Origin of the sequence: Janibacter hoylei PVAS-1, assembly GCF_004025845.1 — a bacterium.
Classification (GTDB): Bacteria; Actinomycetota; Actinomycetes; order Actinomycetales; family Dermatophilaceae; genus Janibacter; species Janibacter hoylei.
On sequence record NZ_PIPF01000005.1, the window covers coordinates 48,760 to 64,392 of the forward strand.

Here is a 15,633-nt window from a genome sequence, read left to right on the forward strand (position 1 = left end):
CCTACGAGGCGGTGGCACCCTCCGCTGTGGCCACGGTCTCCCCCTTCGTGCCGGGGCGCTCCAAGGCGGCGCCCTCGACGTCGAGATCCGGCAGGATCCGGTCGAGCCAGCGGGGCATCCACCAGGCGCCCTCGCCGAGCAGGTGCATCACCGCGGGGGTGAGGGTCATCCGCACGAGGAGCGCGTCGACGAGGACGCCGACGGCGAGCGCGAAGCCGATCGGCCGGATCATCGTCAGGTGGGCGAAGATGAAGCCCGCGAAGACCGCCGCCATGATCAGGGCCGCGGCGAGCACGACCTTCGCCCCGTGGGTGAAGCCGTGCCGCACCGCCGAGCGGGCGTCGGCGCCGTGGGCGTGCGCCTCCTTCATCCCGGACACGAGGAACATCTGGTAGTCCATCGCCAGGCCGAAGAGGACACCGATGAGCATGATCGGCATGAAGCTGAGCATCGGCCCCGGGGTGTCGACACCGAGGAGCGAGCCGAGCCAGCCCCACTGGTACACCGCGACGGCGGCACCGAAGGACGCGGCGACGGACAGCAGGAAGCCGGCGGTCGCGACGAGCGGCACGAGGATGCTGCGGAAGACGATGGTGAGCAGGACGAGCGAGAGCCCGATGACGATCGCCAGGTAGGGAGGCAGCGAGGCCGCGAGCTGCTCGGAGATCTCGATGTTGGCGACGGTCTGACCGGTGAGGCCGATCTCGGAGTGCGTCGCCGTGCCGATCGGGCCGGCGCTCGCCTTGAGCAGGCGGACGGTGTCGCTCGTCTCCTTGTCCGCCGGGCCGCTTTCGGTGATGACCTGGAAGGCGAGCGTGGTCCGGTCGTCACTGACCCCGAAGGGGATGACCGCCTTGACGCCGCCGACGGTGCGCAGCTGCTTGACGAGGTGGCTCTGCTCGACGAGGACGGCGTCCTCGTCCTCCGCCGGCTCGTCCAGGGTCGCGACGGCGATGATCGGACCGTTGGCCCCGGCACCGAAGTTGTCCTCGACCTCGACGTAGGCCTGGTGGGCGGTGGACTCGAGCGGCTCGCTCGACCCGTCCGGCAGCCCGAGGCGAAGGGAGAGCGCCGGCACCGCGATGATCCCGCAGAGGGCGATGACGGCGAGCACGACGAGCGCGGGGCGCTTCGTCACGCCGCCGACGTAGCGCGAGCCGAAGACCTGGTCGGTGTCGGGCCGGGCGGCGTGCTTGGCCCACGCGCGCTTCGAGATGACCCGGCGGCCGATGACGTGGAGCAGGGCCGGGGTGAGCGTCAGCGCGACGCACACGGCGACGACGACGGTCGCGGCGGCGACGAGACCCATCTGGCCGAGGAGCGGCACGGGGGTGATGACGAGTGCGGTGAGCGCGATGGCGACGGTCGTGCCGGCGACGACGACGGCGCTGCCGGCGGTGCCGACGGCGTGCGCGATGGAGTCGGTCATCTCGCGCCCGTCGAGCAGCTGGGTGCGATGCCGGTTGACGATGAAGAGCGCGTAGTCGATGCCGACGGCGAGGCCGAGCATGAGCGCGAGCGCCGGGGTCATCGCGTGCATGTCGAAGAAGTGGGTCGCGGCCATGGCTCCGGCGAGGCCGACGCCGACGCCGAGGAGGGCACCGGAGATCGGCAGTCCGGCGGCGACGAGCGAGCCGAGGGCGAGTGTGAGCACCATGGCGGCGATGAGCAGGCCGACGACCTCACCCGGGCCGACGAGGGTGTTTTCCTGGGTGATCTCGACGCTGTACTGCGTCTGGATCCCGGCGTCCTCGAGCTGCTTGCCGATCTCGACGATCGCCTCCTTGACCTCGGGGTCGACGGAGTTGGTGTTGGTGTCGAACTGGATCTGGGTCAGTGCGTAGCCGTTGTCGGTGACAAATCGGGAGTCCGCGGCGCCGTCGGAGACGATCGTGCCGGCGTCGTACTGGGTCCGGCCGGTCTTGAGCTTGCGCTCCCCCTTGGCGTAGTCCTTCTTGGCCTTGGCCATCTCCTTCTCGCCGTCCTTGACCTGCTGGCGGATCTCGGCGAGGTGCGGGCTGTCGGGGTCGTTCTTCTCGAAGTAGTCGATCCACGCGTTGCCGTAGTCGAGCTGGCCCTGGGCCTTGGAGATCTTGACCCAGGCCTTGTCGAGGTCCTTCTGGCCCTTGTCGAGGTCCTTCTTCGCCTTCGTCAGGTCGGTGCGCGAGTCGTCGAGGGTCCGCTGGTTGTCGAAGGGGTTGATGACCCGCTTGACGCTCGGCTGGTCCTCCCACTCGCCGTAGACCTTGTCGATCGCCTTGCGCTGCTCGGAGGTGAATGCGCCGTCCTCGGTGTGGAGCACCACCGTGCCGAAGCCGCCTGCTGCGTCGGGGATCTCGGTCTGCAGGTTGTCCAGCACCTCCTCGAACTCGCTCCCGGGCACCGACACCTCGTTGGTCAGGGGGCGACCGAAGGCGGCGGCGCCGGATCCGGCCAGCACGAGGACGACGAGCCAGGCCGCGAGCACGCTCTTGGCGTGGGTGGCGCACCAGCGGCCGAGGCGGTAGAGGCGAAGTGCCATGCGAGTGATCTCCTGATCGATTCTTCTACTTCCGTAGAACAGTCATCTACAAATGTAGAGGCAATGTCGTTGAGAGGTCAAACGGTGGGAGAGAATGGATCGGTGAATCTCCCTTCGCCCCCCACGGTTGCACGATCGTCCACCGATGGTCGGGTGGGGACGGCCCTCGCCGCCCTGGTGCTCGGGGGCGTCGGCATCGGCGTCACCGAATTCGTGACGATGGGACTGCTCCCGGAGATCGCCGGGGGTATCGGGACAACGATCCCACAGGCCGGGCACACGATCTCGGCGTACGCGCTCGGCGTCGTCGTCGGCGCACCGACGATCGCGATCTTCGGCAACCGGCTCCCCCGCCGTGAGCTGCTCGTCGGCCTCATGGTCCTCTTCGCCCTGGGCAACGTGCTGAGCGCGATGGCCACCGGCTACGAGGTGCTCATGCTCGCCCGCTTCGTCGCCGGCATCCCGCACGGCGCCTTCTTCGGCATCGCCTCGATCGTCGCCTTCGACATCGTCGCGCCGGGGCGCGGCGGCTGGGCGGTCAGCCGGATCATGCTCGGCATCCCCATCGCCAACGTCGCCGGCGTCCCACTCGCGACCTGGCTGGGCCAGCAGGCCGGCTGGCGCTCCGCGTACTGGCTCGTCGCCGCGATCGGTGTCCTCACCGCCGTGCTCGTCAGCATCCTCGTCCCGCACCAGCCCGCCGACACCGAGGCCGACGTGCGCAGCGAGCTGTCCGCCTTCGCCGACTCGCAGGTCTGGCTCACACTGCTCATCGGGTCGGTGGGCTTCGGCGGCGTCTTTGCGATGTACTCCTACATCTCGCCGATCCTGCGCAACCAGACCGGCCTGCCCGCCGACGCGGTGCCGATCTACCTCTTCGTCTACGGCGTCGGTGGCCTGCTCGGCACGATGATCGCCGGGCGACTCGTCGACCTGTCGGTGCTGCGCACGCTCGTCGGGTCGACGATTGCGACCGGGGCCAGCCTCGCCCTCTTCGCCTGGGCCGCCAACTGGGCGGTCCCGGCCGGCGTCGTCCTGCTCCTCGTGTGCATCTCCGTCTCGGCCTTCGTCCTCGCCCTCCAGCTGCGGCTCATGGAGGTTGCCGGACGCGCCCGCACCCTCGGCGCCGCCGGCAACCACGCCGCCCTCAACGTCGCCAACGCCCTCGGCGCCTGGCTTGGCGGGCTCGTGCTCTCCGCCGGGTGGGGGTGGCAGGCGCCCTCGCTCGTCGGCGCCGGCCTGTCTGCGGCCGGCCTCGTGGTGCTGCTGCTCTCCCTTCGCATCCACCGCGGCCGCACCACCCTGGACTGACCCTTCGCCCTCCGGTCCCCGAGGAGCGAGGCGGTCGTCGGCCGCAGCGTCTCGAAGGGCAGGGACCGAGGGCATATCGTCGGGCCCATGAGCCACCCCGACATCCGGCGCGCCGTCCCCGCCGACGTCCCCGAGATCCTCCGCCTGGTCCGCGAGCTCGCCGCGTACGAAAAGGAGCCCGACGCCGTCGAGACAACCGAGGAGGACTTCGTGCAGGCGCTCTTCCCGGCGAAGGGGGAGCCCACCGCCCACTGCCACGTCGCCGAGGCCGGCGAGGGCAAGGAGCGTCGCGTCGTGGGGCTCGCCCTCTGGTACCTCACCTTCTCGACGTGGACGGGGAAGAACGGGATCCACCTCGAGGACCTCTACGTCGAGCCGCGGCACCGGGGCTCCGGCCTGGGCAAGGAGCTCATCGCCGAGCTGGCCGCGGAGTGCCGCGAGCGCGGCTACCGTCGCCTGGAGTGGACGGTCCTGCGGTGGAATGCACCGTCCATCGCCTTCTACGAGTCGCTCGGCGCGCAGCCGCAGACCGAGTGGGAGACCTACCGGCTCGACGGCGCCGGCCTCGACCTCTGAGAGGTGCGGGGGACCCCCTTCGCCCCGTGTGCGGAACCGACCGTGCTCCGCGGGGGTGACGCCTGCCATAGTGGGCTGGTTCCGCGCACGCGTTTGGGAAGGCACACCCGTGATTCAGTACGTCCACATGTTCAGCGAGGGCGATCGCGACCAGAAGGACCTCCTCGGCGGCAAGGGGGCCAACCTCGCCGAGATGGTCAAGCTGGGCCTGCCCGTCCCTCCCGGCTTCACGATCACGACGGAGGCCTGCCGCGCCTACCTCTCCGAGGGGCGGGTGCCCCCGGAGGTGCGCGTCGAGGTCACCCAGCGACTGCGTGACGTCGAGGACCTCATCGGCCGCACCCTCGGCGACTCCGAGGAGCCGCTCCTGCTCTCGGTGCGCTCCGGCGCGAAGTTCTCCATGCCCGGCATGATGGAGACGGTGCTCAACGTCGGCCTCAACGACGACACCGTCCACTCCCTCGCCTCCTTCGCCGGTGACGAGCGCTTCGCGTGGGACTCCTACCGCCGGCTCATCCAGATGTTCGGCAAGACGGTGCTCGACATCGACTCCGAGCGCTTCAGCGACGTCCTCGACGCGCACAAGGAGCAGGCCGGCGTTCAGGCCGACGTCGACCTGACCGCCGACCACCTCAAGCAGGTCGTCGCCGAGTTCAAGCAGATCGTCCTCGACGAGACGGGCCACCCCTTCCCGCAGACGCCGCGCCGTCAGGTGGACATGGCCATCGAGGCGGTCTTCCGCAGCTGGAACACCGAGCGCGCCCAGCTCTACCGTCGCCGCGAGCGCATCGCCGACGACCTGGGCACCGCGGTCAACGTGCAGGCGATGGTCTTCGGCAACCTCGGCGAGACCTCCGGCACGGGCGTGTGCTTCACCCGCGACCCCTCCTCCGGCCACTCCGGTGTCTACGGCGACTACCTGCCCAATGCCCAGGGCGAGGACGTCGTCGCGGGCATCCGCAACACGCTCGCGCTCACCGACCTCGAGCAGCGCGACCCGGACGCCTACAAGGAGCTGCGCACCGCGATGCGCCGCCTCGAGACGCACTACCGCGACCTGTGCGACATCGAGTTCACCATCGAGCGCGGCCGGCTGTGGATGCTGCAGACCCGCGTCGGCAAGCGCACCGCCGGTGCCGCCTTCCGCATCGCGACCCAGCTCGTCGACGAGGCGCTCATCACGATGGACGAGGCCCTCGAGCGGGTCACCGGCGAGCAGCTGAGCCAGCTGCTCTTCCCGCAGTTCGACCGCGAGGCCGAGCGCACCCTCATCGCCACCGGCATGGGCGCCTCCCCTGGTGCGGCCGTCGGGGCCGTCGCCTTCGACAACGCGAGCGCCGAGGCCAAGCAGGCCGAGGGCAGCTCGGTGATCCTCGTGCGTCGCGAGACCTCCCCCGAGGACCTGCCCGGCATGATCGCCGCCGCCGGCATCCTCACCGCGCGCGGCGGCAAGACCTCGCACGCGGCCGTCGTCGCCCGCGGCATGGGCAAGTGCGCGGTCGTCGGCGCGGAGGACCTCGTCGTCGACGTGGCGAGCAAGGAGATCCGGGTCGGCGAGCACGTCGTCCGCGAGGGCGACACCATCGCCATCGACGGCAAGACCGGTGAGGTCTTCCTCGGTGACGTGCACGTCGTCGACTCCCCCGTCATGACCTACATCTCCGAGGGCCTCGAGACCGCCCGCGCCGCGTCCGACGGGGACGAGACCACCGAGCTGCTCGAGGCGGTCGACCGCGTGCTCACCCACGCCGACGCCCGCCGCCGGCTGCGGGTGCGGGCCAATGCCGACACCGGCGAGGACGCCCAGCGCGCCCGCGACCGCGGCGCCGAGGGCATCGGCCTGTGCCGCACGGAGCACCAGTTCCTCGGCGAGCGACGTCAGCAGATCGAGCGGGTCGTGCTCGCCGAGACCGATGAGGAGCGTGATGCGGCGCTCGCCGAGCTGCTGCCGGCCCAGGTCGAGGACTTCTCCGACCTGCTCACCGCGATGGACGGGCTGCCGACGACGATCCGGCTCATCGACCCGCCGCTGCACGAGTTCCTCCCCGACCTCACCGACCTGACCGTCGAGGTGGCGCTGGCCGAGGAGCGCGGCGAGAGCGGCCCCGAGGTCGACCGGGCCCGTGCGCTGCGCGACGCCGTCCGCTCGATCCACGAGTCCAACCCGATGCTCGGCCTGCGCGGGGTGCGCCTCGGGCTGAAGATCCCCGGCCTCTTCGGCCTGCAGATCCGGGCCATCGCCGAGGCCGTCGTGCGCCTGCGCGAGGCGGGTCAGGACCCGCAGCCGGAGATCATGGTCCCGCTCATCGGGTCCAACCGTGAGCTGGTCATCGTGCGCCGCCAGGCGGAGGAGATCATCACCGAGGTCGCCGAGGCCCACAACCAGTCGATCGAGATCCCGATCGGTTGCATGATCGAGCTGCCGCGTGCGGCCCTCACAGCCAACCGCATCGCGCAGACCGCCGACTTCTTTTCCTTCGGCACCAACGACCTGACCCAGACGACGTGGGGCTTCTCCCGCGACGACGTGGAGACGGCCTTCTTCCCGAAGTACCTCGAAAACGGGGTCCTGACGATCTCCCCCTTCGAGACCCTCGACGCCCTCGGCGTCGGCGAGCTCGTGCGCACGGGCGTCGACAAGGGCCGCGCCACCCAGCCGGGGCTCAAGACCGGCGTCTGCGGCGAGCACGGCGGCGACCCGGAGTCGATCCACTTCTTCCACGAGGCCGGTCTCGACTACGTGAGCTGCTCCCCCTTCCGCGTCCCCGTGGCGCGGCTCGAGGCGGGCCGGGCGGTCGTGCTCACCGACGACGTCGGTACGCGCTGACCGGACCTCGTCCGGGCACGACGAAGGCCCCGCACCACACGGCGCGGGGCCTTCGTCACGTCCGGGCTGGAATCACCCCCGGACGGGCACGTCGCGGACGGTCAACGGGTGGAGAGGATCGGCTGGAAGCGGTCGCTCATCCGGTGGTCGTAGGGCGCGTGGTACTCGGGACCGGAGGTCGCCGAGGAGATCTGGTCGCGCTTGGTGATGTTTTCGTCCTGGGACATGGCGGCGAGCTCCGCGGCCATGCGGGTGTGGTCGGAGTCCGGGCCGGCACCCCAGTGGCGGTTGGCGGCGGGACGCAGGGCGTTGATGTAGGTCATCCAGAGCTTCTCCATGACCACGATGTTGGTCGCTTCAACTATTCTTATCCAATTCAGTTTTTCGGATGTTTGTGCAGTTTTGCTTCATCATCGAATACGCTCGGGGTTATGGTCGACGCCCACCGCCTGCGGATCTTCCTGTCCGTCATGGCGTCCGGCTCCGTCAACGCGGCCGCGGGCCACCTCGGCTACTCGCCGTCTGCGGTGAGTCAGCAGATCGCCGCACTGCAAAAGGAGACGGGGCTCACACTCTTCACCCGCCACGGGCGGGGGATCGAGCCCACACCCGCCGCCCACACGCTCGCCGCAGAGTCCGAGCGCCTCATGACCGAGCTCAAGCGGGTCGACGCCGTCGTCGACGACCTGCGCGAAGGGAGCACCGGCGCGCTGTCCATCGGGTACTTCGCCTCGGCCGGGTACCGGTGGATGCCGCAGCTGGCCAAGCGGCTGCAGGCCACGATGCCCGAGCTCACCCTGCAGATGGTCCTCACCGAGGGCTACCCGCCGGGCGAGGCGCCGCCCGTCGACATCGACGTCGTACCGGACGACCCGACGACCTCGATCCGACCCGGCTACATCGTCACGCCGCTCATGACCGACCACTTCGTCGCGCTGGTCCCCGCCGACCACCGGCTCGCCGGTCGCCGCCGGGTCGAGATGGCCGAGCTCGCCGAGGACTCGTGGATCAGCAACGACATCTCCGCCGGTATCACCCAGGAGATGGTCGACCGGGCCTGCCGCGCAGCGGGGTTCCGACCCCGATACACCGTCGAGGCGCAGGACCACTACACGGCCACGGCCTTCGTCGCGGCGGGTGTGGGCATCACCGTGCTGCCCGACCTGGCGAGCCGCACGATCCCCAAGACGGTGCGGCGGCTGCGCCTGACCAACCCCAACCCGGTGCGCGACATCGTCGCCCTCACCGCGCCCGTGGCCCGGTCCAACGAGGCGGCGAAGCTCGCGGTCGACCTGCTCGAGCAGATCGCCGCCGCCTCTGCCCGGCGGCGGTGACGCCCCCTTCGCCTCAGGTCCACTCCTCGCGCAGGATCCCGTAGGTGTAGCCGTCGACCCACCCGAGCTCGGCGTGCCACGAGTCCTTGACGCCGTGCTGCTCCCTGCGCATGCCGATGCGCTCCATGACCCGCCACGACGGGGTGTTGTCGGCGAAGCAGCCGGCGGTCACCCGGTGCAGCCCGAGATCGTCGAAGGCGATCGACAGCAGGCCGCACGCCAGGTGCGTGCCGTGGCCGCGACCGGCGTGCGCGGGATCGATGGTATAGCCGAGGCTGCCCTGCGCCCGGCTCCAGGTGCCGTCGCCGTCGTGGACCTGGCCCATGGCGTCCCCGATGGACAGCGAGCCGGTCCCCACGAGCTGACCGTCGACGTGCGCGGCCACGCCGAGGCTGTCGGGGTCGTCCTCGAGCCAGCTGCGCGTGTACGCCTGCGGGTCGACGGTCGTCAGCAGCAGCCATCGCGTGACCTCGGGGCGGTTGCGCCAGGTGAGTGCCTGCGCGATGTCGTCCGGTGTCGGCGGGCGAAGGGAGAGTGGCCCGGCCTGTCGTGGCCAGGCGAGGTCGGCTACCTTCACTCGCCGGACCCCGCCCAGGAGCGCTCGACGAGCTCGCGCAGGACGTCGGCGTCGACGTCCTCCAATCGCTTGATGTAGACGCAGCCCTTGCCGGTGGTGTGCTTCCCGAGCCGGTCGAGCAGGTCCTCGTTGGACCCGTAGAAGGTCAGTCCGTAGAGCGTCAGCGCTGCCTTGCGCGGCGCGAGCCCGATGCGGAACCACTGGTGCTCCCTGCCGTCCGCCGTCGTGTACGGCTGGTCCCCGAAGCCAATCATCGACGGGCCCCACACGACCGGCTCGGCCCCGGAGACCTCGCGCATGAGGTCGAGCGCGGCCTGCGCGTCCACGCGGCGGCGCTCGTCGGCCACGGCCCTGAGCACCTCGTCGGGGGAGGTGTCGGTGGGCTTGGTCTTGCGGTCGCTGGACATGGGGCGAGCGTAGGGCGTTGGACCAACGATCCGGGCCCGCTCGATGTCTGCCGCGCCCGCTACTGTGCCCAGCATGACCAGCGACGAATGGCCTGACATGATCGAGGAACTCATGTGGGTTCGCCGGCCGCAGAACACCCATCTGTCACAGTCACACACCGATCCGGGCAGCTACAGCCCACTCGCCCGGTCGGACGACACCAACGACCTTCAGGGCCAAGCGACGATGAGGCCGGCTGACAAGGAAGATCTCGACACGTCAGAGCCCGTCTTCTTCGATGACTCTCCAGCCGAGGACCCTGCAGGAAACCTGCGCGCGGAGCTCGCCGCCGCGCTCCTCATGCTCGGCGCCGTGTACGCAGCGCGACAAGCTTCGCCGCACATCGTCCGCTGGTGGGAGACACGCGGCCGTGAAGCGCTGCGGCGTGTAGCGCGTCGGTTGATGCCCAAGAAGCGGACCGAGGGCGGTGCGGATAGTGGCGCCCCTACAGAGATGACCAGCACTGCCTCAGACATCGTCATCGGCGTGCCCATCGTGGATTCCGCCCAGGCTTCGAATGCGGTGGAGGTCTACAGATCCGGGATGGCCTCGGAAGAGGCGCGCGAGCGGTTTATCTCGGCGCTGGTGGCGCAGGCCTACGCCGACGAGCAGTTGCGCACCCTCAGGTCGGCACGCATCGAAGATGGCGCTCCGAGCGCCCACCTTGCCGTGCCCATCGACGCCCTGACACGAGAACAACTCGCTAGCGGCATCCGCCACGTGCTCGAAGCGCACCCGGACTGGCCGAACGCCTCGATGGTGGATCGCCTCGGCGAAGTTCTTGAGCAGGGGCCGCCTGTGACCATGCCCAAGCCCAAGCGGGTGCGGCTGCCTCAGGTGTCACGTTCCAGCAGTCGACGGGGCTGATGCCAGCACCTGGATCTGGCCGCCTGAGGGCTACGCCCCCATCGGCTGAGCCCGCGACTCAACGTCACGCAGGATCTCGACGATGTCATCAACTGCGTTCTCGTCGAAGAGGTCGTCAGGACCGGTCGGCGCATGGTCGGTGTACGGCGACTCGTAAAGCCGGCCAGGCTGCATGACGCCGTTGAGCGTCAGCTCGTCGACGATCAGCTCGACGAAGCGCACCTGATGGACGTCGAACCTTGCCCCGTCGAGGTAGCCACCGAAGGCTTCCTTGGCCGCCTCGCGGTCCAGCCCGACGAGCGACCTCACGAAGAGCCCGAGACCGTGCGCCTCCTCAGCCGCCCGCTCGACGTCCGCGGCAGCCCCGGCGCCGCTCTCCAAGAGCATCTCCTCGAGCGCGCTGAGGTCACCCTCGGTCAGCTGCCGGTTGCGCCGCAGTCGCTGCAGGGCGATGTTGCTCTCGTGGGCGCGCAGGTAGGCACTCGCCTTCGCGCGGAAGCGCTCCATGTCAGTCCCCGGCGTCGTCCCGGGCAACGGCACCTCGGTCGCCTCCCCGAGCTCGTCGGCGAAGTCCGTGTAGACCGGGTTGCGCTTCGTCTTCTCCACCAGCCGCACGAGGGCCCGCAGCTTCAGGCGCATCTGCTCGAGCATCTGGAGCGTCACGTCGACCCACCAGTCGTCGCCCGCGACGTCTTCGAGGAGCTCGGCGCGGGCCGCGACGGACGGGATCGCCGTCTTGCCGAGCAGGGCCACAGCGACCTGCTGTACGACCTCGCGCAGGCGTTCGGCGAGGACGGTGTCCCCCTCGAGATCCGCCAGCTGCCGCCGCAGCACGACGAGGTCGAATCTCTTGGCGTCCTCGTCGTCGTCACGCTTCGCAGACGGCAGGCCTGCCAGCTCCTCGACGACGCGCCCCGCCTCCTCGGCGGTCAGACCGTCCCAGGCGCCGCGCTCGGCGTACCGCTCCACCCACTCGCGGTGCGGGCGGACGATGAAGTTGTCGAGGTTCATCCCGGCGACGACCTGGTGCAGGAGATCCGCTGCCGATGCGCGAAGGGAGGAATCCCCCTTCGCCTGGTCGAGGGCGGTGATCAGGCCGACGCGACCCTCGAAGAGTCGCTGGGCGAGCGACTTCTGGATCGAGCCCTCGCTGCCCGGCAGGTCCTGTTGGAAGAACTCGAGGTTGCCGCAGAAGTCGAAGACGAGGAAGTCCTGCTTGTCCTGCCCGGGACCGTAGAGGTCGGGGCACAGCCGGGTGCCGCGCCCGATCATCTGCCAGAACTTGCTCTTGGACCGAACGACCTTGAAGAAGACGAGGTTGACGATCTCGGGCACGTCGATGCCGGTGTCGAGCATGTCGACGGAGATCGCGATGTGCGGCGCCTTGCCCGGCGTCGCGAAATCATCGATGAGGCTCTGCGCGTATGGACTGCCGTGGGTGATGGTGCGGGCGAAGTGCCCGCCGTACTCCGGCCACGCGATGTCGAAGCGCTGCTGGATGAAGTCGGCGTGCTGCTGACTCTTGGCGAAGATGATCGTCTTGCCCAGTCGGTCGCCGCCGGCGACCTTGTACCCGTCCGACATCAGCGTGGCGAGCACTTTGTCGACGGTGTCCTCATTGAAGAGGAAGCGGTTGATCTCCTCGGCGCCGACCTCGGTGGGCGCGCCGTCCTCGCCCCAGTCGAGCTCGTCCCACCGGTCACGCTCTTCCTCGGTCAGGTCGACGTAGCGGATGCCCTGACGAAGGAACTTCGTACCGACGGAGACACCCTTGGGCGGGACGAGATAGCCGTCGGCCACGGCCTCGTCGAGGCTGTAGGCGTCGGTCGGGACTCCGTCCTCGAGCTGGAAGAGCCGGTAGGTGTTGTGGTCGACCTCGTCCTTGGGCGTGGCGGTCAACCCGACGAGCAGGCCGTCGAACCAGTCGAAGATCGCGCCGTACTTGGCGTAGACCGACCGGTGCGCCTCGTCGATGACGACCAGGTCGAAGTAACCGGGGCCGAAGGTCCGCTTGACCGTGCTCGGGTCGGGGTCGTCGCTCAGCTCGTTGATGAGGTTCATCATCGTCGGGTAGGTGGAGACGTAGACCCGGCCCTCCCCCCTTCGCTCGGTCACGAGGTTGACCGTCGCGACCTCCGGGAGGTGCTCGGTGAAGGCGCGCGCGGCCTGGTTGACGAGGGCGGTGCGGTCGGCGAGGAAGAGCACGCGCTTGACCCAGCCGGCCGCCATGAGCTGCTGCACGAGGGCAATCGTCGTGCGGGTCTTGCCGGAGCCGGTGGCCATGACGAGCAGGGCTTCGCGCTGCTTGCCGTCGAAGGCCGCGCCCACGGCCTTGATCGCTCGCGCCTGATAGGGGCGGCCTGCGATCTCGGTGTTGATCGGCTCGGTGGCGAGCGGCCGGCGCGTGCTGCGCCGCGCGATCATGAGCTCCAGCTCGTCGCGGGTCAGGTAGCCGCTGATCTTGCGAGCCGGGTAGCCGGCGGCGTCGTCCCAGAGCCACTGCTCGTGGCCGTTGGTGTAGAGGATCACCGGGCGGCGGCCGCAGGTCGCCTCGAGGCAGTCGGCGTAGAGCTTGGCCTGCTGCTGCCCGATGGCGGCGTCCTTGGTCGTGCGCTTGGCCTCGACGACGGCGAGCGGCAGACCATCGGCGCCCCAGAGGACGTAGTCGACGTACCCGACGCCGCTCGAGTTGGGCATGCCGCTGACCTCGTACTCGCGGTCCTGCGGGTCAGCCAGCGGCCAGCCGGCCTCGTGGAGCATCTGGTCGATGATGTCGCGGCGGGTGCGCGCCTCGTCGTAGTCGTGGTCGTCGACCGTCTGGGTCTTGGCGGCCTGGGCCGCGGCCACCTGCGCCTTGAGCTCCTCGATCTCAGCCGCTTGGGCTGCGGCGAGCTCGTCCTTGGCGGCGAGCTCGGCGGCATGCGCCTCGTCGGACGCCTTGATCTTCGCCGCGAGCTTGACGAGCTCGTCGCGGGAGAGCGGCGCCGATTTCTGCGCGAGGGCGGGGTCGAAGTGGCTATCGGTCGGGACGTCGTCGGGGGTGGTCGAGTAGCGGAAGGCGGCCCAGATGACGACGTGGTGCAGCTCGCGAAGGGAGGTCATCGCGTCACTTGCCGGGACGTCGCCGGCGTCGTGGACGGCGGTGTTGCCGAGCTTGCGGATGAGGTTGAGCTTCTGGGTGATGGCCGGGCCGGTCTTCGCCTTGAAGGCCGGGTCGTTGGCGCGGGCCGCGAGGTCGTCCTTGTAGGGCATGGGCAGGGACATCAGGTCGTAGAGGTGCCCGACCAGCTCTTCGACTGCCCGCCGCGCGTAGAAGCACGCGGTGCGCGGGTCGGTCGTCAGGTACGACTCGGCGTGGTGGCAGTTGGCGTGGATGGCCGGCCACGTGGCCTTGATGAAGGCGAAGTTGGTCACTGGTCCCCTTCCCCCTGGTCGCTGAGCAACAGCGTGAGGAACTCACGGTTGATGAAGAGCCGGTCACGGCCCACCTTGTGATCATCCAGCAGCCCGGCGACAGCCAGCTCGGACAACCAACGGGTGGCTGTCGGTCGGGACACGCCACACCGGTCGATCACGGTGGCGATGCGACAGTAAGGCTGCTCGAAGAGCACCGCGAGGAACTCGGCGTCGGCCCCACCCTTGGAGGCCGCGCGCGCCCGGCGAGCGAAGTCGGCCTGAAGCTCTCGGGTGGCACCGATCTTGGCGACGGTTGCCGCGGACGTCCGCTCCACTCCAGTCAGGAGGTAGAGGATCCATTCCTCCCAATTGCCGTCGCTCGTGACCTCACGTAGGAGGCGGTAGTAGTCGTCCTTGGTCTGGATGATGTACCGGGAGAGGTAGAGGACCGGGAGGTACAGGAGACCAGCCTCGACGAGCATGAGGACGTTGAGGATCCGCCCGGTGCGTCCATTGCCATCTGAGAAGGGGTGGATCGCCTCGAACTGGTAATGGGCAGCGGCCATGCGCACCAGCGGGTCCACGCCGTCGTCCGCGTGGACGAAACGCTCCCACTCGCTGAGCTTGTCCCGGATGACGTCCGCCCCCTCGGGAGGGCTGTAGACGATGGCACCGGTCGCGGGGTTGGCGATGCGGGTCCCCGGCAGGGCTCTGATGCTCATCTCCCGTGCGTGGATGGTGCTGCAGACGCGCTCCGCCGTGCGCACGGTGAGCCCTCGCTCCTGCACCATCTGAAATCCTGCGTGCAGCGCAGTCCGATACCGCAGGGTCTCGCGGACCGCGGGGTCGGTCGAGGAGTCGTCATCGTCCATGTGCCGGAAGAGGTCGTCCGACGTCGTCACGACATTTTCGATCTCGGAGCTGGCCTGCGCCTCGAGCAGCGGGATCGTGTTGATCAGCACCCCAGGGTTGGGCATGGCGCGGCTCGCCTGGTCCAGCTGAGCGATCGCGGCGCGTGCACCGATCGCCGCCTTGAGCACCGCCTTGGTCTCCAGGACATCGGCAGTCGGTGGTGGCGGCAACTCGTTGAAGGGCCGTTCCGCCCGCCATCTCGTCATGTCACATAACCTGACATGTCACGTGGAACATGTAAAGGTTTCGCGGAATCTTTTACATGTTCCCAGATCGTGTGGACCCCGACCTTCCTCACGCCCAAGGAAAAGGCTCGCGCCTCAACTCCTCAATCTCCGTGAGGCGCGTCCGACTCGAGATCAGTTGTGTCGTCAGGATCTGCCTCGATCCGAGACCCCACCAGGTCCGAAGCGTCTGACCTGGCCGCGAAGTACCGGTTCACCTGCTCGGCCAACTCGGGTGGCAACTCGTGTCCCGTGATCTTCACCGTGGTCTGCTCATCGGGGTGGACTTCGATGTCGTAGTGCGGGTGCCTGCGCTTGAGGGCCGTCAGTAGGGCGGCGATGCCCCCCGCAGCGGCCCCCGAAGCCGCCAGCAGATCACGAACAGCCACCATCAACTCGAATGGTCCGGCCCAGATCTGGAGGTGGACGTCGGCGCCCTCACCGACTTCCGCCTTGAAGTCCTTGGCCAACTGGTGGATGAGAGGCGCATCCTCGACAGAGCCCACCCGGATGTCGCCGACAGCGCACCCCCGGTGATGCTCGCCGAAGGTGACCCGAACGCGCCCAGCCCCAACAACCTCCATCAGTGCACGGTAGACCTGAGGAGCCGAAACAGTCCACGTCGTCGGCAAGAGAGTTGC

Annotated in this window: 12 protein-coding genes; 5 read left to right on the plus strand and 7 right to left on the minus strand. The window is 69.1% G+C overall.

All coding sequences use genetic code 11. The annotated features are described in order from the left end of the window. Window position 1: 1 nt before the first annotated feature. The gene (locus CWN80_RS05440) at window positions 2-2,521 is read right to left on the minus strand and encodes an MMPL family transporter (protein ID WP_007928519.1); all 2,520 of its coding nucleotides are present in this window, start codon (window positions 2,519-2,521) and stop codon (window positions 2-4) included. A gap of 153 nt (window positions 2,522-2,674) precedes the next feature. Between CWN80_RS05440 and CWN80_RS05445 the strand changes: the two genes are divergently transcribed. The 3 genes from CWN80_RS05445 (at window position 2,675) to ppdK (ending at window position 7,235) form a co-directional block, all read left to right on the plus strand. Continuing rightward, the gene (locus CWN80_RS05445; protein WP_007928521.1) at window positions 2,675-3,832 is read left to right on the plus strand and encodes an MFS transporter; all 1,158 of its coding nucleotides are present in this window, start codon (window positions 2,675-2,677) and stop codon (window positions 3,830-3,832) included. Between the two features lie 87 nt (window positions 3,833-3,919). Continuing rightward, entirely contained in the window at window positions 3,920-4,408 is a 489-nt protein-coding gene (locus CWN80_RS05450) for a GNAT family N-acetyltransferase (protein ID WP_007928523.1), read from the plus strand. A gap of 109 nt (window positions 4,409-4,517) precedes the next feature. Continuing rightward, entirely contained in the window at window positions 4,518-7,235 is a 2,718-nt protein-coding gene (ppdK, locus tag CWN80_RS05455) for a pyruvate, phosphate dikinase (protein ID WP_040881433.1), read from the plus strand. Window positions 7,236-7,336: 101 nt separating this feature from the next. On the opposite strand, the gene CWN80_RS05460 is transcribed toward ppdK, so the two are convergent. Continuing rightward, entirely contained in the window at window positions 7,337-7,573 is a 237-nt protein-coding gene (locus CWN80_RS05460) for a hypothetical protein (RefSeq protein WP_040881435.1), read from the minus strand. 93 nt (window positions 7,574-7,666) lie between these two features. On the opposite strand from CWN80_RS05460, the gene CWN80_RS05465 reads away from it, so the two are divergent. Beyond that, entirely contained in the window at window positions 7,667-8,569 is a 903-nt protein-coding gene (locus tag CWN80_RS05465) for a LysR family transcriptional regulator (protein ID WP_007928529.1), read from the plus strand. Window positions 8,570-8,582: 13 nt separating this feature from the next. Here CWN80_RS05465 and CWN80_RS05470 read toward each other — a convergent pair whose 3' ends face one another. Together CWN80_RS05470 and CWN80_RS05475 are read right to left on the minus strand one after the other, a co-directional pair. Further along, window positions 8,583-9,146, minus strand: a complete 564-nt coding sequence (locus CWN80_RS05470) for a GNAT family N-acetyltransferase (RefSeq protein ID WP_007928531.1) — start codon at window positions 9,144-9,146, stop codon at window positions 8,583-8,585. Next, window positions 9,143-9,553: a DUF1801 domain-containing protein gene (locus tag CWN80_RS05475; protein WP_007928533.1), complete on the minus strand. Its 411-nt coding sequence runs from the start codon at window positions 9,551-9,553 to the stop codon at window positions 9,143-9,145. Before CWN80_RS05475 ends, CWN80_RS05470 begins: the two co-directional genes overlap by 4 nt. A gap of 73 nt (window positions 9,554-9,626) precedes the next feature. Here CWN80_RS05475 and CWN80_RS05480 point away from each other — a divergent pair, with 73 nt between their 5' ends. Further along, on the plus strand, window positions 9,627-10,460 hold the full coding sequence (locus CWN80_RS05480) for a hypothetical protein (protein WP_128276999.1): 834 nt from the start codon (window positions 9,627-9,629) through the stop codon (window positions 10,458-10,460). Between the two features lie 30 nt (window positions 10,461-10,490). On the opposite strand, the gene CWN80_RS05485 is transcribed toward CWN80_RS05480, so the two are convergent. From CWN80_RS05485 to CWN80_RS05495, 3 genes are all read right to left on the minus strand, one after another. Further along, window positions 10,491-13,874, minus strand: a complete 3,384-nt coding sequence (locus tag CWN80_RS05485; RefSeq protein WP_007926353.1) for a DEAD/DEAH box helicase family protein — start codon at window positions 13,872-13,874, stop codon at window positions 10,491-10,493. Continuing rightward, window positions 13,871-14,974 (minus strand): Fic family protein, encoded by a 1,104-nt coding sequence (locus CWN80_RS05490; protein ID WP_040880999.1) that lies wholly within the window; start codon window positions 14,972-14,974, stop codon window positions 13,871-13,873. The genes CWN80_RS05485 and CWN80_RS05490 overlap by 4 nt, the downstream gene beginning before the upstream one ends. Window positions 14,975-15,096: 122 nt before the next feature. Continuing rightward, window positions 15,097-15,576, minus strand: coding sequence for a hypothetical protein (locus CWN80_RS05495; protein ID WP_007926358.1), 480 nt, complete (start codon window positions 15,574-15,576; stop codon window positions 15,097-15,099). Window positions 15,577-15,633 lie beyond the last annotated feature (57 nt).

Bases quoted from the DNA above. Each gene is read 5' to 3' on its own strand.
- CWN80_RS05450 (WP_007928523.1), top strand. From the start codon at position 3,920: ATGAGCCACCCCGACATCCGGCGCGCCGTCCCCGCCGACGTCCCCGAG.
- CWN80_RS05480 (WP_128276999.1), top strand. From the start codon at position 9,627: ATGACCAGCGACGAATGGCCTGACATGATCGAGGAACTCATGTGGGTT.
- CWN80_RS05465 (WP_007928529.1), top strand. From the start codon at position 7,667: ATGGTCGACGCCCACCGCCTGCGGATCTTCCTGTCCGTCATGGCGTCC.
- CWN80_RS05475 (WP_007928533.1), bottom strand. From the start codon at position 9,553: ATGTCCAGCGACCGCAAGACCAAGCCCACCGACACCTCCCCCGACGAG.
- CWN80_RS05490 (WP_040880999.1), bottom strand. From the start codon at position 14,974: ATGACGAGATGGCGGGCGGAACGGCCCTTCAACGAGTTGCCGCCACCA.
- CWN80_RS05440 (WP_007928519.1), bottom strand. From the start codon at position 2,521: ATGGCACTTCGCCTCTACCGCCTCGGCCGCTGGTGCGCCACCCACGCC.
- CWN80_RS05460 (WP_040881435.1), bottom strand. From the start codon at position 7,573: ATGGAGAAGCTCTGGATGACCTACATCAACGCCCTGCGTCCCGCCGCC.
- CWN80_RS05495 (WP_007926358.1), bottom strand. From the start codon at position 15,576: ATGGAGGTTGTTGGGGCTGGGCGCGTTCGGGTCACCTTCGGCGAGCAT.